The sequence below is a fragment of the Methylobacterium sp. V23 genome (assembly GCF_002917135.1).
Classification (GTDB): domain Bacteria; phylum Pseudomonadota; class Alphaproteobacteria; order Rhizobiales; family Beijerinckiaceae; genus Methylobacterium.
In genome coordinates, this window is record NZ_PDHT01000052.1 from 1 (window position 1) to 19,477 (window position 19,477).

Annotated in this window: 19 protein-coding genes and 1 pseudogene; 11 read left to right on the forward strand and 9 right to left on the reverse strand. The window is 66.4% G+C overall.

Annotated features, from left to right (window positions below):
- Positions 1 to 422: 422 nt before the first annotated feature.
- Both CRT23_RS25520 and CRT23_RS25525 read left to right on the forward strand, forming a co-directional pair.
- Positions 423 to 668, forward strand: a complete 246-nt coding sequence (locus CRT23_RS25520) for a hypothetical protein (RefSeq protein WP_103712355.1) — start codon at positions 423 to 425, stop codon at positions 666 to 668.
- 20 nt (positions 669 to 688) lie between these two features.
- Entirely contained in the window at positions 689 to 1,531 is an 843-nt protein-coding gene (locus tag CRT23_RS25525; RefSeq protein ID WP_103712356.1) for a Crp/Fnr family transcriptional regulator, read from the forward strand.
- On the opposite strand, the gene CRT23_RS25530 is transcribed toward CRT23_RS25525, so the two are convergent.
- From CRT23_RS25530 to CRT23_RS25540, 3 genes are all read right to left on the reverse strand, one after another.
- On the reverse strand, positions 1,506 to 1,781 hold the full coding sequence (locus CRT23_RS25530) for a hypothetical protein (RefSeq protein ID WP_103712357.1): 276 nt from the start codon (positions 1,779 to 1,781) through the stop codon (positions 1,506 to 1,508). The genes CRT23_RS25525 and CRT23_RS25530 overlap by 26 nt on opposite strands.
- Before the next feature lie 109 nt (positions 1,782 to 1,890).
- On the reverse strand, positions 1,891 to 2,319 hold the full coding sequence (locus tag CRT23_RS25535) for a response regulator (protein WP_103712358.1): 429 nt from the start codon (positions 2,317 to 2,319) through the stop codon (positions 1,891 to 1,893).
- Positions 2,320 to 2,361: 42 nt separating this feature from the next.
- Entirely contained in the window at positions 2,362 to 3,831 is a 1,470-nt protein-coding gene (locus CRT23_RS25540) for a PAS domain-containing protein (RefSeq protein ID WP_103712359.1), read from the reverse strand.
- A 377-nt stretch (positions 3,832 to 4,208) separates the two neighbouring features.
- Between CRT23_RS25540 and CRT23_RS25545 the strand changes: the two genes are divergently transcribed.
- The 6 genes from CRT23_RS25545 to CRT23_RS29370 all read left to right on the forward strand — a co-directional run bounded on the left by CRT23_RS25545 (position 4,209) and on the right by CRT23_RS29370 (position 12,053).
- Positions 4,209 to 6,647 carry a PAS domain S-box protein gene (locus tag CRT23_RS25545; RefSeq protein WP_103712360.1) on the forward strand — a complete coding sequence of 813 codons (2,439 nt, stop codon included), beginning with the start codon at positions 4,209 to 4,211 and terminating at the stop codon, positions 6,645 to 6,647.
- Between the two features lie 503 nt (positions 6,648 to 7,150).
- Positions 7,151 to 9,694: an HWE histidine kinase domain-containing protein gene (locus CRT23_RS25555; protein WP_103712362.1), complete on the forward strand. Its 2,544-nt coding sequence runs from the start codon at positions 7,151 to 7,153 to the stop codon at positions 9,692 to 9,694.
- Positions 9,695 to 9,883: 189 nt separating this feature from the next.
- Positions 9,884 to 10,240 (forward strand): hypothetical protein, encoded by a 357-nt coding sequence (locus CRT23_RS25560; RefSeq protein WP_245436584.1) that lies wholly within the window; start codon positions 9,884 to 9,886, stop codon positions 10,238 to 10,240.
- A 30-nt stretch (positions 10,241 to 10,270) separates the two neighbouring features.
- On the forward strand, positions 10,271 to 10,564 hold the full coding sequence (locus CRT23_RS25565; RefSeq protein ID WP_103712363.1) for a hypothetical protein: 294 nt from the start codon (positions 10,271 to 10,273) through the stop codon (positions 10,562 to 10,564).
- Between the two features lie 670 nt (positions 10,565 to 11,234).
- On the forward strand, positions 11,235 to 11,474 hold the full coding sequence (locus CRT23_RS29365) for a PAS domain S-box protein (RefSeq protein ID WP_245436587.1): 240 nt from the start codon (positions 11,235 to 11,237) through the stop codon (positions 11,472 to 11,474).
- 195 nt (positions 11,475 to 11,669) lie between these two features.
- On the forward strand, positions 11,670 to 12,053 hold the full coding sequence (locus tag CRT23_RS29370; protein WP_103712365.1) for a sensor histidine kinase: 384 nt from the start codon (positions 11,670 to 11,672) through the stop codon (positions 12,051 to 12,053).
- A gap of 42 nt (positions 12,054 to 12,095) precedes the next feature.
- On the opposite strand, the gene CRT23_RS25580 is transcribed toward CRT23_RS29370, so the two are convergent.
- From CRT23_RS25580 to CRT23_RS25590, 3 genes are read right to left on the reverse strand one after another with little or no spacing between them, the layout of a single operon-like run.
- Positions 12,096 to 13,331: a hybrid sensor histidine kinase/response regulator gene (locus tag CRT23_RS25580; RefSeq protein WP_103712366.1), complete on the reverse strand. Its 1,236-nt coding sequence runs from the start codon at positions 13,329 to 13,331 to the stop codon at positions 12,096 to 12,098.
- Positions 13,332 to 13,354: 23 nt separating this feature from the next.
- Complete coding sequence (locus tag CRT23_RS25585) at positions 13,355 to 13,780, reverse strand: response regulator (protein WP_103712367.1); 426 nt, start codon at positions 13,778 to 13,780, stop codon at positions 13,355 to 13,357.
- Entirely contained in the window at positions 13,746 to 15,653 is a 1,908-nt protein-coding gene (locus CRT23_RS25590; protein ID WP_103712368.1) for a CHASE3 domain-containing protein, read from the reverse strand. The genes CRT23_RS25585 and CRT23_RS25590 overlap by 35 nt, the downstream gene beginning before the upstream one ends.
- Positions 15,654 to 16,047: 394 nt before the next feature.
- Here CRT23_RS25590 and CRT23_RS25595 point away from each other — a divergent pair, with 394 nt between their 5' ends.
- The 3 genes from CRT23_RS25595 (at position 16,048) to CRT23_RS25605 (ending at position 17,832) form a co-directional block, all read left to right on the forward strand.
- Positions 16,048 to 16,266 (forward strand): response regulator, encoded by a 219-nt coding sequence (locus CRT23_RS25595; RefSeq protein WP_103712369.1) that lies wholly within the window; start codon positions 16,048 to 16,050, stop codon positions 16,264 to 16,266.
- Positions 16,260 to 16,481, forward strand: coding sequence for a hypothetical protein (locus tag CRT23_RS25600; RefSeq protein ID WP_103712370.1), 222 nt, complete (start codon positions 16,260 to 16,262; stop codon positions 16,479 to 16,481). The genes CRT23_RS25595 and CRT23_RS25600 overlap by 7 nt, the downstream gene beginning before the upstream one ends.
- A 1,096-nt stretch (positions 16,482 to 17,577) precedes the next feature.
- On the forward strand, positions 17,578 to 17,832 hold the full coding sequence (locus CRT23_RS25605; protein ID WP_103712371.1) for a hypothetical protein: 255 nt from the start codon (positions 17,578 to 17,580) through the stop codon (positions 17,830 to 17,832).
- A gap of 752 nt (positions 17,833 to 18,584) precedes the next feature.
- Here the strand turns inward: CRT23_RS25605 and CRT23_RS25610 are convergent.
- The 3 genes and pseudogenes from CRT23_RS25610 to CRT23_RS25620 all read right to left on the reverse strand — a co-directional run.
- Positions 18,585 to 18,803 carry a hypothetical protein gene (locus CRT23_RS25610; protein ID WP_181017473.1) on the reverse strand — a complete coding sequence of 73 codons (219 nt, stop codon included), beginning with the start codon at positions 18,801 to 18,803 and terminating at the stop codon, positions 18,585 to 18,587.
- 65 nt (positions 18,804 to 18,868) lie between these two features.
- A complete protein-coding gene (locus CRT23_RS25615) occupies positions 18,869 to 19,117 on the reverse strand; it encodes a hypothetical protein (RefSeq protein ID WP_055956652.1) in 249 nt (82 codons plus the stop codon).
- 248 nt (positions 19,118 to 19,365) lie between these two features.
- A pseudogene (locus CRT23_RS25620) lies at positions 19,366 to 19,477 on the reverse strand (porin family protein); the annotation flags it as partial.

The window sequence follows — 19,477 nt, forward strand, 5'->3', positions numbered from 1 at the left end:
CGCGCTTCGGCTTATCGGAGGACATTTCAGGGGCCATGCCCCCTTATGGCACACGCGCCTTCGGGGGTCGCTGAGGGATTGTTCCTCGGCCGGGCTAGGATGCCTGCTTTTCGCCTCGGAACGAGGTCGCGATGAGACCCGAACACCTAGGCCAGTTCCGTACAAAAGTCCACGCTTGAGCTGGCCTGCGCCACTGTGGATCCCTGGGGAGAGCCATAGCTTTGCCTATAGTCAGTCGGAAGGGTCGGGGCGGAAATACACTGGGAAGGCGTCGAGCCGGTTGCGAAGGAATGGCATCGCAGCGTAAGCCCCGGGTGCAATCCTACGAGAACCGTATAGAACTGTACTATCGCGGCCCGATACTTGGCTTTCCGCACCTGTGAGACCGCGTGTGCTCCCGCCCCTTGCGCGTGGAGACCGGCATGGCCCGCTACTTCTTCGACATCCATGACGGCTCGTTCCGGCTCGACGAGGACGGGCTGGAATGCGCGGACTTCGATGCGGTTCGTCGCGAGGCGAAGCGCGCCCTGCCTGCCATCGCGGGGGAGATTCTCCCCGAGGACGGCGACTACCTCACCCTGACGGTCCGCGTCCGGAACGAGAGGCACGAGACCGTCTACACGGCGACGCTGATGTTCAACGGCCTGATTGTCCCGAGCCAGGAATAATTACTGATCTCGCTTTCGTGATGCCGGCATCATCGAACGCAATTTCCAATAAAACCATTTCTGAATTGCGCCCGAACATTGTGTTGAGAGGTTCGCGCCAACGGGAGCATTGGGCGGCCGTGGACGAACGCTTGGTGCCAACGAAGCCGAACCCTGCCATCCGGAAGTTGGAACGCCTGGTCGCCCTATCCGCCGCGGACAGGGAATGGCTGGAACGTGTCGAGGCCGAAGCACGGCCGGTCAGTGCCAGGACGGATCTGATGAGCGAGGGGAGCGATCCGGACGGCGCCATCCTCATCCTTGAGGGCATCGCCTGCCGCCACAAGCACCGGGCCAACGGCCGGCGTCAGATCACGGCATACCTGCTGCCAGGGGATGTGAGTGATCTAGAGGCGGTCTTCCAGGACCGGATGCCCCAGGGCGTCTCGACGATAACGCCCTGCCGGATCGCACGCCTGTCGCCCAGGACCCTGAGCGAGAGCGTCCATCAATCGCAGGCGCTGTCCCAGGCCGCGCGAATCCTGTCGCTCATTGACGAAGCCACCTACGGCGAGTGGCTGCTCAACCTCGGCTGCCGGTCCGGCGTCGAGCGGCTCGCCCATCTCATCTGTGAACTCTTCCATCGCCTCCGCGCAGTCGGGCTCACGACGGGCAACAGCTTTTCCCTGCCCGTCACGCAGCTTGACCTGGCCCACACGCTCGGTCTGTCCGGCGTCCATACCAACCGCTCCCCGCAGGAGCTTCGTCACCAGCGGGTGATCAGGCTGGCCGAGCGTCGCCTGACAATCCTCGACCTCCCACGGCTGACGGCCATCGCCGAGTTCGATCCGAGCTACCTCAACCTCGCTCCCGGGGGCGGCTGACAGGCTCGATGGATGCCTGGTGCCACGTGCCGGTGACAGTCACCGTCGCCGTGTAGGCGACACGCCCATCCACATCCCGGATGGACGCATTCAACGTCTGCTCGTTCCCCTTGGACAAAGCTTCCTTGGCGATCTCGCCCAGGGTCCTCAGCGCCTCGCGCCGACCGGTCTCAAGGCTTTCCCACTCGAAGCCCTCCTCATCGTCAAGGCGTAAGCTGTCTGTCTGGAAGTCGAAGTAGAATCGGGGCATCGCATATCACTCGGAATGGATCTTCGGCCGGGGTCACAGCCCTGCACGTCCGAGGCAAGCCGTCGCTGCCGTAGATCAAGTTCGTCGGCTTATGTCGGATGGAACACCGTCAGTGGCTGGACGCGTGCTTCTCCCTCAGGGGCGCAGGCTTCCTCTCGTCCGGCATGATCCGCTGCAGGTGTGCGTGGACGATCTCTGCGCTGAAGGGCTTCTCGATGAAGCAGGCGGTGTCCGGAAGTTCGCCCGGCCCCGGCCGGTCATGGCCGGAGGCCACCACCACGCTGATGTGCGGGTGGTCCGCCGCGGCTCGGCGCGCCAGCGCGAACCCGTTGTGGGTGCCCTGAAGCCCGACGGCCGTGAACAGCAAGGTCAACTCGTGGCCTTGCCGCTGCAGCACCTGCATGGCCATGTCAGCCGTCGCGACGTCGAGGACCCGGAAGCCGGCCTGCTCAAGGATGTCTGCGGCGTCCATTCGCACGAGGATGTTCCCCTCGACCACGAGGGCGAACGGCGGCAGGGAGGCAGGGGAGGCGTCCATGGATGCGATACGTCCAAACCGACAAAAAGCTCCCGCCGTCGCTCAGTCCCGCGTGATCTCCGGCAGCGGCGCCTCGGCCGTGAACACGACGCCACGCGGCCGGTACTCGATCTCGGCCTTGCCGCCGATCTCTCGGGCCAGGGCCCGCTCGATCATCCGCGAGCCGAAGCCCGTTCGCGTCGGGGGCGAGACTTGGGGGCCGCCGACCTCCTGCCACTGGAACCAGAGCCGATCCGGATTGGAACCGTCCACCACATCCCAACTCACGATGACGCGCCCGTCGTCCGACGAGAGGGAGCCGTACTTGACGGAGTTCGTGGCAAGCTCGTGGATCGCGAGGCTGAAGGCCAGGGCGACGCGCGGCGCCAGGCGCAGAATCGGGCCGCCGATCTTGAAGCGGTGATCCTGCTCGACGCCGAACGGGTGCAGGGCCGCGATGACCACCTCCGTCAGGGTCGCCCACTCGCCGCTGCCGCGGGCCAGCATTTCCGTGGCGGCCGACAACGACCGCAGCCGGGCCTCCATCGCGACCTCGGCCTCTTCCAGCGAGGCCGCCCCCCGCAGCGTCTGCCGGGCAATGGACTGCACGGTCGCCAGGGTGTTCTGGATGCGATGGCTGAGTTCGCCCGCCAGGAGGTCGCGGTGCTCCTCCGCCCGCTTGCGGTCCGTGATGTCGAGGCTGATGCCGGCGATGCTCAGGGGCGTCCCGTCCGCCCGGTAGGACGCCTGCCCGCGGAACTGCAGCCAACGGGTCTCGCCATGAGGGGTGATGACCCGGATCTCCACGTCGTAATCCGAATGCCCGGCGATGGCCGCGTCCCGGGCCGCGAGCTTTCTCGGGAGGTCCTCCGGATGGATGGCCGCGAGCATCTCCTCGTAGGTCAGCGTATCGTTCGGCGCGCGCCCAAGGTTCTCCTTGAACCCGTCCGACGAGACGAGGCGCATGACGCCGAGGTCGAGGGTCCAGGCTCCGAGGCGCCCGGCCTTCAGGGTGAACCGGAGGCGCTCCTCGCTCTGCAGCAGTTCCAGGGACCGGCGCGCGGCCTCGGCTTCGAGCGCATCCCGGTCCTTCCTCAGGAGCACGAGCCGCTCCTTTTCGAGGGTCACGTCGTACTGCGAGGCAAAGAAGTAGGTGAGCTCGCCATCGGCTGCGAAGACGGGCGAGACGAGGAGGCGGTTCCAGAAGAGGGTGCCGTCCTTGCGCTGGTTCTTTAGGTCGATCTCGATGGTCACGCGCCGCTCAATGGCATCCCGCACCCGTGCGACGTCCCCGGGGTCCGTATCGGGGCCCTGAAGGAAGCGGCAATTACGGCCGAGGATCTCGTCGCGCGCGTAGCCCGTCAGCTTCACGAAAGCGTCGTTCACGTAGACGATGGGATTGTCGGGCAGCCGCGGGTCGGTGATGACCATCGGCATGCGCGTCGCGCGGACGGCGGCGGCGAAGGGGTCGGAGCCGACGACGGTGCTGGTGATCTCGGCGTCGATCCGGGCGCCGTCCTCAGTGTCGTTCAAGCTTCGCCAATCCCGTTGATCGGAATCGTTCTAGTGAACAATCCCGATCAGTCCAGGGGTAAGAAAGTCACATTGAGGTTCGCCCCGCCCTTGGCGGAGGAAGGCGTTCCATCTCACGCGAACGTCATCCCGGCGGGCAGGAATGGCGCGGCATCACTCCTTCCTACGAATGCTTCACGCACGACCTCCGTCTTGCTGCTGGTCCCTCGTTCGGATCGGCGGTAAGGACTGCCGGGGGGCATTCCCGCACCGCAGGCCGACCCGGCGCCCGGCCTCGGCATGGGTGGTCGACGGTCCCGGATGGGACCTTGGCCGATGCTTGCGCCGTTAGCGCCAGGGCACGTCCATTCGGGCTGCCTTCGACGGATGGGGACGGCATGGACGGCGAGAACGCGCGGCTGCGGAGCGAGAACCGCGAGCTTCAGGCCGAGGTTGCGCGACTGCGCGAGCGGAACGCGTCCCACGTGCGCGAACCAGAGGGCGTTCAGCGGACCTCCGCGGCGGATGCGGACCTCCTGTTCACGGCGGCGGAAAAGACCCGCATGCCCCAGATCGTCACCGATCCCAACCTTCCCGACAATCCCATTGTCTTCGCCAACCGGGCGTTCCAGGACCTGTGCGGCTACTCCGCCGAGGAACTGATCGGGCGCAACTGCCGCTTCCTACAGGGCCCGGACACCGATTCGGCCGACATCGCCAAGGTCCGTGACGCCATCGCCGGCCGGCGCGACGTGGTCGTCGAGATCCTGAACTACCGCCGCGACGGCTCGACCTTTCGAAACGAGCTCTACGTTAGCCCGGTCTTCACCACAGAAGGCCAGCTACGCTATTTCTTCGCCAGCCAGCTCGACGTGACCCGGTTCCGAACCGAGGAGGGCATGCTGGCCGAGAGCGAGGCGCGCTATCGCACCCTATTCAACGCCCTCGACGCCGGCTTCTGCGTCATTGAGCTGCGCTTCGACGCCGAGGGGCGGGCGGTGGACTACCGCTTCGTCGAGGCCAATCCCGCCTTCGCCCGGCATACCGGGCTCGACGATGTGGTCGGCAGGTGGGTGAGCGAGGTCCTGCCCGATCTCGAACGCAACTGGCTCGACACCTACGGCGCCGTCGCCCTGTCGGGCCAAGCCGTGCGCTTCGAGAGCGGCGTGGTTGCGCTCGGCCGTTGGTTCGAGGTCCAGGCCCTGCGCATCGGCGAACCGGTCCAGCATCGGGTCGCCCTGCTGTTCAACGACGTCACCGAACGCCGCAGGGCCGAGAGCGCGCTGCGCGACGCCGCTCGGGAGCGCACGACGGAACGCGACCTGGTCTGGCGGGCGAGTCGAGACCTGCTCGTGGTCTGCGGCTTCGATGGCATCTACCGTGCGGTGAACCCGGCCTGGACCGAGATGCTCGGCTGGTCCGAGTTCGACCTCGTGCAGACCTCCTTCGATTCCTACGTCCACCCGGAGGACCGGGACGCAGCGACGGCCGCCTTCGAGAACCTGCGTTCAGGAGAGGTCCTCGATGGCCTCGACGTCCGCATGCTTTCCGCCGACAGCGGCTATCGCTGGATCTCCTGGAACGCGATCCCGCAGGACGACCACTTCTACGCCGCCGGGCGCGACGTCACCGAGCGTCGGACTTTGGAGGAACAGCTGCGGCAATCCCAGAAGCTGGAGGCGGTCGGCCAGCTCACGGGAGGCGTAGCACACGACTTCAACAACCTTCTGACGGTGATCCGCTCCTCGACCGACCTGCTGAAGCGTCCCGACCTCCCGGAAGAGCGTCGGCAGCGCTACATCGGTGCGATCTCGGACACGGTCACCCGTGCCGCCAAGCTCACGGGCCAGCTTCTGGCCTTCGCCCGGCGGCAGGCCCTGACCCCGGAGGTGTTCGATGTCGGCCGCAGTGTCGCCTCGGTCGCCGACATGGTCGGCACGTTGACTGGCGCCCGCATCGAGGTCGTCGCCGACGTGTCCTCGTACCGGGACGGCGGGGGCCGCTTGGTCCCCTTCCTGGTCAACGCCGACCCCAGTCAGTTCGACACCGCTCTGGTCAACATGGCCATCAACGCGCGAGACGCGATGGGTGGCGAGGGCCGGCTCGACATACGCGTGCGCCGGGCCTCTGTCATCCCCGCGGTCCGGGCCCATCCGCGCGTCCCGGGCGACTTCATCGCCGTCTCGGTCCGCGATACGGGCACAGGGATCGCCGAGGAGGACCTTGACCGCATCTTCGAGCCTTTCTTCACGACGAAGGGCGTCGGCCAGGGCACCGGGCTCGGGCTGTCCCAGGTCTTCGGCTTCGCCAAGCAATCGGGTGGCGAGGTGCTGGTCGAGAGCACGCCGGGAACGGGCACCACCTTCACGCTCTACCTGCCCCGCGAGCTCGGCCAACGCCTGAAGGATGACGCCGACAACGAGCCCGAGCCCGAGCCCCTGGCGGATGGGCACGGCACAAGGGTCCTCGTCGTCGAGGACAACGAGGAGGTCGGCGCCTTCGCCACCCAGGCGCTAACCGAGCTCGGCTTCGAGACTGTCAGGGCGGTGAATGCCGAGGCGGCCCTGAATATCCTGCGGTCGACGCGGGGCTTCGACGTCGTGTTCTCGGACGTGGTGATGCCGGGCATGAACGGGATCGACATGGCCCGGGAGATCCGCCACCGCCACCCCGGCATACCGGTGGTCCTAGCCTCGGGATACAGCCACGTGCTGGCCGAGGAGGGCACCCACGGATTTCCGTTCCTTAGGAAGCCTTACTCGGTAGAGGATCTCTCCCGCGTCCTTCGGCGCGCCGTGAGCCGTGCCGTGGCGGTGGAGGATAGGATACGGCACTGAGGCGTCGACAGGACCGCGGGCCCGGTCAACGCAAGGCGAGGAAGCTTCGGACCTCTCGCAGGGCCGTGAGAGCATCCATCTCACCCCACAAGGCCTGGATGGCCTCGGACGCATCGTACCCCGTCCGAGAAAGCATTCTGACCGTGGCGGTTTGGGCGGAGGAGGACGCCTCGGCCTCGGCGATGCAGGCGCTTAACTCCGTCAGGCACGCGGCCCAGTCGAGCCCTGGTCGTGAGGGTATTCTGATGGGCATGTTCGCCTCCCGGCACGCGATGTGGTCGACTGCATCCGGAGCCGACCTAAGTGCAACGTATGAAACTATACAATGGTGCGTTCCCGCATGATTGAACTACGTCCTCAATCCGGATCAAGACGTTTCGACTCGATGGAACGGGCATCTCCGCACTTTCTCTGCATTGATCGCCACGGGTTTGCCGTGAATGCCTTGGAAGAGAATGCAGGGCGGACCGAGAGGCGGTTCGCGTGCCCCAAGCTCCCAAGACATGACCCAGACGATTGACGGCCAGCCCCCCGCATCCGTCGACCTGAGCTCGTGCGACCGCGAGCCGATCCACATCCTCGGGGCCGTGCAAGGTTTCGGCTTCCTGCTGGCCGTGTCTCCGGACTGGATCGTGGCGCGGGCGAGCGCGAATGCATCGGAGTGGCTGGGGCGACCCGTCGAGGCGATGCTCGGCCTGCCGCTGGACGAGCTCATCGATGGCGAGGCCATCCACGTCCTGCGGGGTCACCTTCAGACCCTGCGCGGCCCCGACGCCGTCGACCGAGTGTTCGAGGTCCGGTTGCTGCCAGACCGCCCCCTGTTCGACGTCGCCCTACACCTTTCGGGTGGCTCCATCGTCATCGAGGCCGAACCCAGCGCGCCGGAGCACCTGAGTGCCGGCAACCTCGTGCGCAGCATGGTCACCCGCCTCCAGCAGACCACGGGCTTCGAGCCCCTCTGCCGCGAGGCCGCCCGGCAGATGCGGGCTCTGACCGGCTTCGACCGGGTCATGGTCTATCGCTTCGCGCCGGACGGCTCGGGTGAGGTCGTCGCCGAGGCGGTGCGCTCCGGCCTCGACCGCTACCTCGGCCTGCACTACCCGGCCTCGGACATCCCGAAGCAGGCCAGGGCCCTGTACGAACGCAACTGGCTGCGCATCATCGCCGATGTCGACGCACCTGGCGCCGCGGTGGTGCCGGCGCGCGACCCCGACGGAGCACCGCTCGACCTTTCGCTCTCGACCCTACGGACGGTCTCCCCGATCCACCTCGAATACCTGCGCAACATGGGCGTGGCCGCCTCGCTGTCGGTCTCGATCCTGCGCAACGGTCGCCTTTGGGGCCTGTTTGCCTGCCACCACATGGAGCCGCGCCACATCTCCTTGGAGCGCCGGACCGGCGCGGAGTTGTTCGGGCAGATGTTCTCCTGGATCCTGGAGAGCCGCGAGCGCGAGGTCGAGGCCGCACAGGAGGGCCGCTCGCGCGAGATCCACACGCGCCTGATGAGCGCGCTCGCCTCGGGCGGGACCAGCCTTGAGGAGCTCTCCGGCTTCCTCGATGAGCTCTCGGGCATCGTGCCCTGCGACGGCATCGGGCTCTGGGTCAACGGCGAGGTCACGCTCCAGGGCGCGACGCCGACGGCGGAGGAGTTCGCCGGCCTCGTGCGCTTCCTCAACCGGACGGCGGCGAGCCGACCCTATGCCATCGACGAGATCGGGCGCGTGCACGAGCCTGGACGCGATTTCACCGAACGCGCCGCCGGCATGCTCGCCATCCCGGTCTCCCGTACCCCGCGCGACTTCCTCGTGTTCTTCCGCTCCGAGGTCTCCCGCACGGTGACCTGGGCGGGCAATCCCGAGAAGCCCGCGATCCCGGGCCCGAACGGCGTGCGCCTGACCCCGCGCAAGAGCTTCGAGGCTTGGCGCGAGGTCGTGCACGGGCGATCCCTTCCCTGGGCCGAGGTCGAGTTACGGACCGCCGAAGCACTCCGGATCACCCTGCTTGAGGTCATCCTGCGGCTCACGGATTCGGCCGAGAAGGAGCGCAAGGGCGCCCAGGAGCGGCAGGAACTCCTTATCGCCGAGCTCAACCATCGCGTCCGCAACATCCTAAACCTGATCCGGGGCGTGGTCACACAGAGCCGTTCGAGCGAGCTCAGCGGCGAGGAGTTTTCGGCCCTGGTCGGCAGCCGCATCCAGGCCCTTGCCCGGGCGCACGACCAGATTACCACCTCGAACTGGGGGCCCGGCTCCCTGCGCAACCTCATCCTGCTGGAAGCCGGCGCCTATCTCGGCGACAAGGCCGACCGGCTGGTGCTGGATGGTACCGATGTCCTCCTGGAGCCGCAGGCGTTCTCGACGATGGCGCTCGTCGTGCACGAGATGATGACGAACTCAGCCAAGTACGGCGCTCTCTGCGACCGGCACGGCCAAGTCAACATCCGCTGGGAGCGCGACGCGCTCGACTACCTCGTCCTGCACTGGCGCGAGAGCGGGGGGCCGACGGTGCGCGCGCCGAGGCGCCGGGGCTTCGGCACCACCATTATCGAGCGATCGATCCCGTACGAGCTGCAAGGCACGGCTGAGATCCGCTACGAGCTCACCGGCGTCGAGGCCCGGTTCTCGCTGCCGCCCGTGTACCTTCGGGCCGCCCCGCCTGTTTCCGCGTCCCCCGTCAAGCGCGAGCAGCCGGCGGTCCCGCTCCAGCTGACCGGCACGGTCCTGGTGGTCGAGGACAACATGATCATCGCCCTGGAAGCCGAGGAGGTGCTGACCGCGCTCGGCGCCGAGACCGTCGACATGGCGGCGTCGACCCGGGACGCCCTGCGCTTGATCGAGGCATCACCGCCCGACCGGGCCCTTCTCGACGTCAACCTCGGTTCCGAGACGAGCATCCCCGTGGCGCGTCGCCTGGCCGAACTCGGCATCCCCTACGCCTTTGCGACGGGCTACGGCGAAAGCTTCAGGATCCCGGCGGACCTCGGTACCGTGCCTGTAGTCAAGAAGCCCTACGACGCCGATGCCCTGCGGAGCGCTTTCGCCGTCTGAGGGCGCTTACGCCTAACGGTTCGTCGCGTCGCCCAATGCAGGGCAGCCCCGCGCCTCATGTTGCGATGCAACACAAAGCGCTCGCGAGCCGTTGAGCGGACGCTACCCTCGCATCGCCGCGTGAGGGACGGCATCCGGTCACCCGTTCGTCGAACGTAGCCGGGATGCTGCCACTTCCCGGGAAAACCTATGATGCGCCCAGCCCACATCCTTGCTAGCCTCGCTATCGCGACCTTGCCGCTTCCGGCGCTCGCGTCCTCCTGCGCCGAGCAGATCGACACCATCGAGCGGCGCCTCGACAGTGCCGGTGCCATCCAGGTCACCGGCCTGCAGGAAGGCCACACGCTTCGTGCCGGTTCGCCCCGTGGCATCCAGGCGGCTCGCCTCGACGCACCGAGCGACCCCGGAATGGTCTCGACGGCCGCACATGTGGCAGAGGCCCGAACCCTCATCCTTCGTGCAGGCAGGGAGGACCGCAGCGGCGACAAGCATGGCTGCGAGAACACCATGAGCGAGGCCAAGGGCATGATCGGTGCTTTGCCGTAGTCCTCACACGAGAAATGAGGGGCGCCCAGGATGATCGGACCTGCCGAGATCGAGGATATGCGACTGGACCTCGTCGCCTTCCAGGAGCGGGCAATGCTCTACGACATCGCGCTCGCGCCCCTGCATCGCCACTGGGTGCGGCGAGGCGGTCCCTCCGAGGGGGCGGTCACGCGGATCTGCGACCTCGTCTTCGCCAAGGCAGATGAACGGACGGTGGCGGACTGGAAGGCGGTCGTCTCGGAAGCCGTCGAGGAAGCCGGGTATGGCCTCCTCTGGGAAGGCGACGAGGTTATCGCGTTGGAGGCCCGCCCGCGTCCCATCTGAGTTCGCCTCCCGCCGTAAGCCTGATCACGCCTGCATGGATCGCGGACATAGGTCGCAAACCCTTCGGCCGCTTCCGAACGCGCCCTTGCGGGCTTGGTCGTCGGAGACCATGATCGCCGACTGGAGGAGGCGGTTCCATGTGCGCGCTCCACGGCGGTCCGGGCTAGGAGCCGATGCCTCATCGGATGGGCATGACGCCCGCGAAGCCGCTTGCCTGCATCTCGCGAGAGCCCGCGAATGATAACCGGCCTCTTATGCCCCGTCGTCGGATCACGAGTCGCGCAGTCACCCTGCTGATCGCGGGACGGCTTATCCTTGGAGCCGGGGGCATCGGTCTGATTGCGGCCGGTGCCGTCCTGCTGGGTATCGGCAGATAGGACGCTCCGCCAGACGAGCATGATGGCGAAGGGGTCGGGGAGGGGCGAGGTTTGGCCCGATCCCTGTTGCACCTGTCACGAGCAGTTTATAATAGTTCCAGTGTCAAATTTGCGCCGTTTATCGGTGGCGCCGACATCGACGTGGAACGATGACACGAACCGAGCCCCCCGGGTTCGACAGCTGCGACGGTACGCAGGTTGCCGTCTGTACGATCCGGAAAGCAGGACCTACCTGTCCGCCGACGATCTGGAACGTCTCACGATGGATGGCCTGAGGGTCAGGGTCGTGTCGCATGCCCCGGTTACTGCAAGGACCCGGGACGGGGTGTGCCGCCATCGAGCGGATGCGCGCCGCTCTCGGCGCCAGCGAGAGGTTCCAGGACGAGGCCTTGAACTACCGCAAGGACGGGTCGACCTACATGGACGAGTGGCTGATCACCCCGGTGCGCGAGGCGGATGGTAGCATCTCGCGCTGGATCTCGGCGCAGCGCGACGTCACCCATCGCCGCGCCGCCGAGGACCGGCGGGGCTGATGGTTCGCGAGCTTCACCACCGGGTGATCAACACGCTAGCCACCGTGTAGGCGTGCTGAACGCCACCGTACGCTTCTCGACATCCATCGCCGAGTTCACCCGTGCCTTCTCCGGCCGCATCGCCTCGCTGGCCAAGACCCATGCGCTGATCACCGAGGATCTCGACCAGCCTTCTCCTTCGAGGGACTGCTCAGGGTGGAACTTGGGCAATATGACGAGCGCGGATGCCTCAAGCTGTCGGGCCCCCTCGTCATCCTGTCCTCCGAGATGGCCATGCCGTTCGGGATGGCGTTGCACGAGTTGTCGATCAATGCTGTTCGGCACGGCGCCCCGGGGCACCCGGATGGCCGATTGCAGGTCACCTGGGCGCTGGAGGGAACCTCGGACGGTCTGGTCCTGCATTGGACCTGGAACGAGCATGGCGGCCCGCCGGTCGCCATCCCGACGTGTGAAGGGTTCGGTTCTCGCGTGCTTAGGAAGGTGCTGACCATCCAGGCGGGCGCTCGGTTCAATGTCGCCTACCATCCGGATGTGATGCGGGTATCGATCAGCGCCCCGTTGCGTACGTCTGGGCCCTGAGCCCCTATACGCTGTAGGAGGCGAACGGCCGTACGAACGGGATCATGAGCAGGGCTCGTTGGCGCCGGCGAGATCCCTTGGTCTCGGGCTCGGTTCCAAGCGAGGGTGCGGGGGTTCTGACCCAAGATGCGTGGGGAGGGGCTCCTTGGCTTCCGCGGGGCCGGGTAGGATGAAGCAGAATGTCGTGCCGCGTCCGGGAACGCTCTCGACGGTCAGGATGCTTCCCTGGCGTTCGACAAGATCGCGACAGAGCAGTAGGCCCAAGCCACTTCCGCGCTCGCCCGCGGTACCGTTGGTCGTGGCTCGCCGGTCGAGCCGGAACAGGTCGGCGACTCTGTCGGCCGGCATGCCGACCCCGGTATCCGAGACCGAGATCTCCACGCCGTCGCCATGAGGCCGCGCCGCTACAGCGATCGTGCCGCCCGGAAGGGTGAACTTCACCGCGTTGCTGACCAGGTTGCGCAGGACCGCCGCCAGCATGTCTCGGTGTCCCCTAACGTGCAGGCCGGCGCATTCGGCCGTAAGACCGAGGCCCTTCTCGGATGCGTTTTCGGCCGCCCCCCTGACGACCTCCGCGGCGACGTCTTCAAGGTCAATATCTCCCAGGGTGACCGCCATGGTGTCCATCTGCAGGCTCGCCCAGGCGAACAGCCCTTCCATCAGCCCGTAGGCTTGGGCCGCGGCCTCCTGGATGCCCTTGGCCCGACGCTCGATGGTGGCTTGGTCGCGCTCCGCAACGGCCTTTCCAAGGATGTCCGATAGGCCGAGCAGCGCCTGGAACGGATTGCGTAGGTCGTGAGCGATGATGGAGAACAGCAGCGACTTCTGCTGGTTGAGGGTGTCGAGCTCCTGGGACTTCGCCTCGGCCTCGCTCCGGGCCGTGCTCAGCTCGGCCAGGAACTCCCGCCGCGCCTTGGCGTAGCGGATCGCCCGCGCCAGGCTCGACGGGGTCGCCTCACCCTTGGACAGGTAATCGAGCGCCCCGGCCCGCATCAACCGGAAGGCGACGTCCGGATCGTCCTCGCCCGTCAGCATCAGCACGGCCTGGTTGCCGCCGGTTGGCGAGAGGAGCGAGGCGAGAAGCTCGAAGGTGTCGACGTCGGGTAGGCGATAGTCGAGCAGGACGCAATCGTACGCCTGACCCTGCGCCAACCGGAGCCCCGTGGTGCCGTCCGGCGCCTCGGTGAGGTCGTGGGCAAGGCCGGACTTCGCCAGTGCCCGGCGCACGGCGGTGCGGTCGACCTGGTCGTCGTCGATGAGAAGGATGCGCGTCGTCATCGTCGGGTCGCCTCTGGAAGCGGCTACTCGGGGAATTCGACGATCTTCCAGTAGTGCTCCAGCAGCGAGACCGCCTGCATGAAGGTGTTGGCCGGGTCCTGCTTGACGATGTAGCCGGCCACGTGGTGCCCGTAAGCCCGCGCCTTGTCCTCCTCGGCCTTCGAGGTGGTGACCATGAACACGAGTGCGCTCTTCAGGTCCTCGTCGGCCCGCAGCGCCTCCAGGAACTCGATGCCGTTCATACGCGGCATGTTGAGGTCGAGCAGGATCAGGTGCGGCTTGGGAAGCTTGGTCCGGCCGTTCTCGCCGCGCAGGACCTCCAACGCCTCGATGCCGTCGCGCGCCACCGTGATGGGGTTGGCGATCTTGCTCTTGGTGAAGGCGCGCTTCAGCCCCTGGACGTCGACCTCGTCGTCATCGACCAGCAGCAGGTTCACGGTCGGTGCCATCGGCAAGTTCCTTCGTTGGATTGGGCCAGGTGAAGTGGACCGAGAGACCGCGCCCGTTCCGGCCTTCACTGAGCCAGACCTTGCCGCCCTGGCGCTCGACTAATTTCTTGACGATGGCAAGCCCCATGCCGCTGCCCTCGACCTCGTCGCGGGGCTTCAGCGTCTGGAACATGCCAAATACCCGTTCGCGGAACTGCTCCGGAACGCCAGGCCCGTCATCGGTCACGGTGAACTCTACCATACCGTCCGATGTCTTTGCGTCGACGAAGACATGCCCGTCGGCCGGGTGGTCGTGGTGCTTGATGGCGTTGCCGATGAGGTTCTGGAAGGTCTGGGTCAGCGGCGCCTTTGCGGCATCCAGCGTCGGCAGGCCATCCCCGGCTACGATGCAGAACCCCTCCGGAGGGCTGACCAGACCGGCGAGTTCCTCGAACAACGCCTTCGTGTCGACGGGCTCGGTGGCGACGTCGCCACGACCGGCCCGCGAGTACGCCAGGAGGTCGTCGAGCAGGCTCTCCAGGCGCCGGACCCGGCTCTTGAGCAGCCCCATGTTGGTCCGGGTGTCCTCGGTAAGGACCTCCTCCAGGTCTTCCTCGATCCAGGTCACGAGGTTCTCGATGCCGCGCAAGGGGGCCTTCAGGTCGTGCGAGGCCACATAGGCGAACTGCTCCAGTTCCTCGTTGGTCCGCCGCAGGTCGCGGGCGTGCAGGGCGAGGCGCCGTTCCAAGGCCTTGCGCTCGGTGATGTCGGTCAGGAGCGTGACGACGCCCAGCACCGTTCCGTCCGCATCCAGGTGAGGCCGATAGAACCCTTCCACCATCCGCCTGTCCGAGCCGCGCCGGGCCAGACGATACTCGAAGCGGGTCTCGGTCCCGGCGAAGGCCGTCTCCAGCTCGCGCCCCGTGCCGGGGAAGGGCTGGCTTGCGAAGACCTGCGTCAGGGGGCGTCCGTCGACCTGGGAGACATCCTCGACCTGCAGGTCGAACCAGCGTTCGAACTCATTGTTCAGGAAACCGACCCGTCGCTGAGCGTCGACGTAGCCGACCATGGCCGGGAGCGTATCGGCCGTCGCGCGTAGCAGCGAGGTCCGGTCGAGCTCGATCAACCTTTCCTTGAAGACCTGCACCGCGCGCGCCATCGCGCCGACCTCGTCCCGCTGCCCGGTTCCCGGAACCTCGGTCGCGAAATCTCGACGAGTGAGGCGCCGCATCGCCTCGGCGAGGCGAAGGAGCGGAGCGACGATCCTGCGGCGGATGGCGATGCCAATGCCGGCACAGATGACGAGGGTGAGCAGGGTGCCGACCCAGGAGACGATGCCGGCTTGGCGTCGCGCCTGAGCCAAACGCTCCCCGTTGGTCTCGCGCAGCCGCTCCTCCTCGTCCTGGATGGCCTGAAGCTTCGTACGGAAGGCGTCGAAGTAGGCCTTGCCCGTGCCGCTTCCCTCGATGCGGACCGCCTCGGCGCGGGTGGCGGGATTGGCCATGCCGCGCATCGCCGGCTCGCCGACCTCGGCCTGCCAAGCCCGGGCCGCCTTCTCGGCCTCGGCGAGCCAGCGTTGGCGCATGGGGTCGTCGATTAGCGCTCGGAGCCGCTCGGAGGCGTCCTCGAAGGCAGGTTTGCCGATGCGATAGGGTTCCAGGCTGTCCTCGCGCCCGGTCAGCAGGTAGCCACGCAGGCCGGTCTCCTGGTTCAGCATGGAGGCGCGAAAGGCATCCAGCGCTCGGATGATCAGGTTCGAGCGGCCGCGCGCGTCGATGGCGGTCTGAAGCTGGCCCAGCGAGGCCAGGACCGCGCCGCTTCCCAGCACCGCCACGAGGGCGATGATGCCGATGGCGCCGCCGAGCGAACGGTTCAGGCCGAAGGTCTTCGTCATGCGGGCTTGGATCCGGAGCGGCCGTCGATGGGGTACGCGTGGTCCGAGGCAACGTCGGGCACACTCACAGGTCGACGATACCCCTGCACCTAGCCGTTGCCTCGTTCAAGGTTCATGGCGGCCCCCGCGACGTCCATTACACGGACCGGTTCCCGCGCGGAACGAGAGAACCTGTGATCCGCAGCACGCTCGCTACCGTGGGCCGGCCCGGACAGAGGATCGCACCGATTAGCAGGGCCTCAGCATGCCGCCACGACAGGTGGACGAACAGCGGAGCGAACCAAAGGATGATCCCGGCGGAGGGGGGCGTGCAGGTGCGGCATGGAGCGACTCGGGCGAGGGACGTGACGTCGACCAGCGCAATCTCGTGGTATAGCTTGGTGCTTCGGATTACATGCTGAAGCCGGTCGACTGGTCACGGTTCGGCCGGATCGCGAACTGGTTCAGGCTGGCGGAGTCGGACAGGCGCGGCACCGTGCTCCTGGTCGAGAACGAGGTCGTGACCCGCATGGCGATGCGCTCCACCCTGGAGGACGACAGCTGGTCGGTCGTTGAAGCCGCGAACGGCGCGGAAGGCCTACGACATGCGGGCGAGACTAGGCCCACGTGGTGATCGTGGATCTGGGCATGCCCGTCATGGGCGGTTTCGACTTCCTGGGGGGCGTTCGAGCTCTGCTCAGTTGCTCGGACATCCCGGTGATCGTCCGAACGGGCCGAGATTTCTCGGCGGAGGACCGGAGCAAGCTTCGTGGCGCGAGCCAGATCCTCAATCGCGGCGACTTTGCGTCGGCGGGTCTGGCCGAAAAGCTCAGGGGCCTTACGGCCTGAGAAGAGGGGGCTGGCCAGCAGTATCGGCGTCGAGCTTTTTCGATGTCTGCTTCGGAGCACCGGGTCTGGGCGCCCGAACGACCGTGTCGGGTCGGATACGGAACGTCCGCTTCGGGCTGGAAGGCCAAAGTCTGCTTGCCACCACGAGCCGAAGTTGTTGGACGGCCGACAAGGGCCGCTTTCAAAAAGCTCTGACAGCGGTCCGCACTTTCCACATGAGCCGATTTGTGCCGTAGGTAGCTCCGAATGAACGTCTCCTTTTGTCAGTTTTTCCTCGATGTCCGCCACTCCGCTTACGTCTGGCGGGCGTCTGAGAGCACCCGACCGCTGCCTCGCGCGATCCTGAGCAGAACGGTAGCGTTCAGGTCCGCCGCCATGGTTCTTGCCGCTTCAAGGTTTCGATCTTGAACGTGGCTTCGACTTCCAACTCGTCCGCCTCGTCCTGGGCCTGGTGCAACCGGGTTCACTAAGGCTACGCTTAGGATAAGCCGTCTACCAGGCTTGATAACCGCTACACCGAACTGCTACACCGCGCCGGCAGTGGCCTTATCTAAGTCATTGATTTCATGAGTGTAGGCAGGCGCGGACGATTGTCCCACCCCTTCCGCCAATGATCTGGTAGAACCTCTTGAATATTCTGTGGTTTTGTTGCGGGCTCCCGAGGAGGCTTCATTAAACCCCAGATTTCCAAGCGGTTTGTACCGGCTGGAATCGCACGGCATCGGACCCTTGCCTGCGCTGAGACTAAGCGATGCCGATGATCCGTTTCTCTGGCTTGGTATGGGCATAACCAAACCAATGCCACGACATCTCGAAGAACCTCGCGGCCTTTTGCCCGCGCTGTCCCCTGAACCACGATCGACCCGAAGATCAGCGCCGACGCTGGTATACTTGGTTCAGGCGTCGGGCATTGGGCGACCTCTTCCGAAATTCATACCAGAATCATTGAGACCGGATGTGCCGCCTTCGGCTTTCATCCCCCTCATCGCGTGTCCCCTGGCCCGTCGAGAATGCGAAGGGCCCACCATATTCGTTTCAGACAGAGAGAAACGAGCCCGTGATTGGGTTCGTACTGTGAAGGAGCCAGCAAGCTTTCATGAAGACCCGTATCGCCGCCACCGCCCTTGTCCTTGGCGTTGCTCCGATCTCGTCCGCCATGGCCTATGACAGCCCCTCCCGCTACACGTCCTTCGCGCCCTACGATGTCGAGACGACGGGCTCGGTGAACGACATGCGCCGTCCCCCGGCCTATCTCGGTTGCCCGATGAGCTCGGCCGCCGAGGGCAACGCCAACCAGCAGAACTTCCCCACCCAGCAGTACGGCCAGACCTCGGGCGGTAACCGCTGCTGATCGGACGCGGGAAGGAGACTCACATGCTGCTGAAAGGCTTCTCGTATGCCATGATCGCCGCCTTCGCGGGTGGCCTCGTCTTCACCATCGCCGGCTCGGCCCACGCCGTCCTGAGCCTGTAACGGCCTCGCCGGACGGATCCGACTTTGAGACCCGCCCAGCCCTGGCCGCGGCGGGTCTTCTGCTGCGCCTGAGGATCCGTCTGCGCGGCAGGCTTCGCCCGAGGGTTAACGGCTCGTAAACGAATTGGCAGGCATGACGTGGTTCAGCGGCGCTGGTGCGCCCGAGCCACACCTCGAAAGGGCCTGGTGATGATCACGGTGACCTTCCTCGGCATGATGACCGCGGCGCTGACCGCTGCGGTGGCCGGAGCAATCAGCGATCCAGGCGCGCGATAAGCGCGCGAACGCCAGCGTGCTCAAACCGTGTCGGTCCCGCGGAAGCCGCCCGTCGAACGACGCATGTGACCCCCGCGCGACGGCGGAGGTTTCTCGTCCATCGGGGCGCTAGTGGCCCTCACATCGGCATAATTGAACGATCAGACAGAGGCCGCACGCCTGTTCCTGGTCCCGTCCGATGTCACTCACTCGCTCCGTCCTACGCCAGCACCGCGAGGTCGCCGCTGTCGTGGCCACCTACGGGATGTTTCTCGGAGGCATTCTGGTGCTCGCCTGGGCCATGGCCTGATCCGCCGCGGCGAGCCTTGCCTCCTGAACCGCGCTCAGAGCCGCCTTTGACGTCGGGAATTCGCTTCAGGCGGGCTCCGGGCAAGGAAGTTCGGCCTCGACGACCACCTCGGTGCGAAGCCGGTTTCCGACGCGTCCGGCAGCCTCGAGGCCCGCATCCAGCGCTGCCGCCGGATCCCGGAATTCAGGGCGCGAGCGAACGATCAGGACCCGATCCGGCCCCCGGTAGATTGCCCAGGCCCAAGGCGTCGGTTCGCCGATGATGGCCTCTGCGCGAACCGTCAAGGGCTGGCTCCGATCGAAGGGCGTGGCGCGCCCTGCCTGATCCTCGGTCGACACGGACATCGGCCTCAAGCTGCGCTCAAGCGCTTGGTGTTGGCCGCCACATGCTCCCGGTAGCGCGCGATCACGGTCTCGGGCGAGCCGCCCATCATCAGGGTGCCCGTCGCCTCGATCGCTGCATCGATCTTCTCAGCCACCATGGACTGCATCTCGTCCCGGCCCTCCCGGCCGCCCCAGGCCAAGCGCACGAGGCGAAGCTCGATCACCTTCTGCGCCTCGAAGGCCAGCAGCATCGTCGACAGGAAGGGATTGTACACGGCACGCTCCTCGCCGCGGTCCCTGCGGCAGAGGGTCAACCTCGTCGATCTGCCGATTGATCCGCACCGCGTTGAGATCGGGCTCCGCGGCTGTGTTCGGCCGAGAAGGGAGCGGCCACCGAAGGCTGGAAGGCGGATCGCACACACGAAAGCGCCCCGAGGATGTCTCCTCGAGGCGCGTTGCGACGAAAGCGGCCAGGTGATCGGGGCTGGGGACGCTCAGGCCGAACCGAAAAGTCCCGTCGATCCTAGTAGGAGCCGAACTTGTAGTTCAGGCCGGCGCGGACGACGGCGAACTCGGTGTCGCGCACCTGGCGACCGCCGCTGACCAGGACGACGCCCGGGCTGGTGGTGGTGACG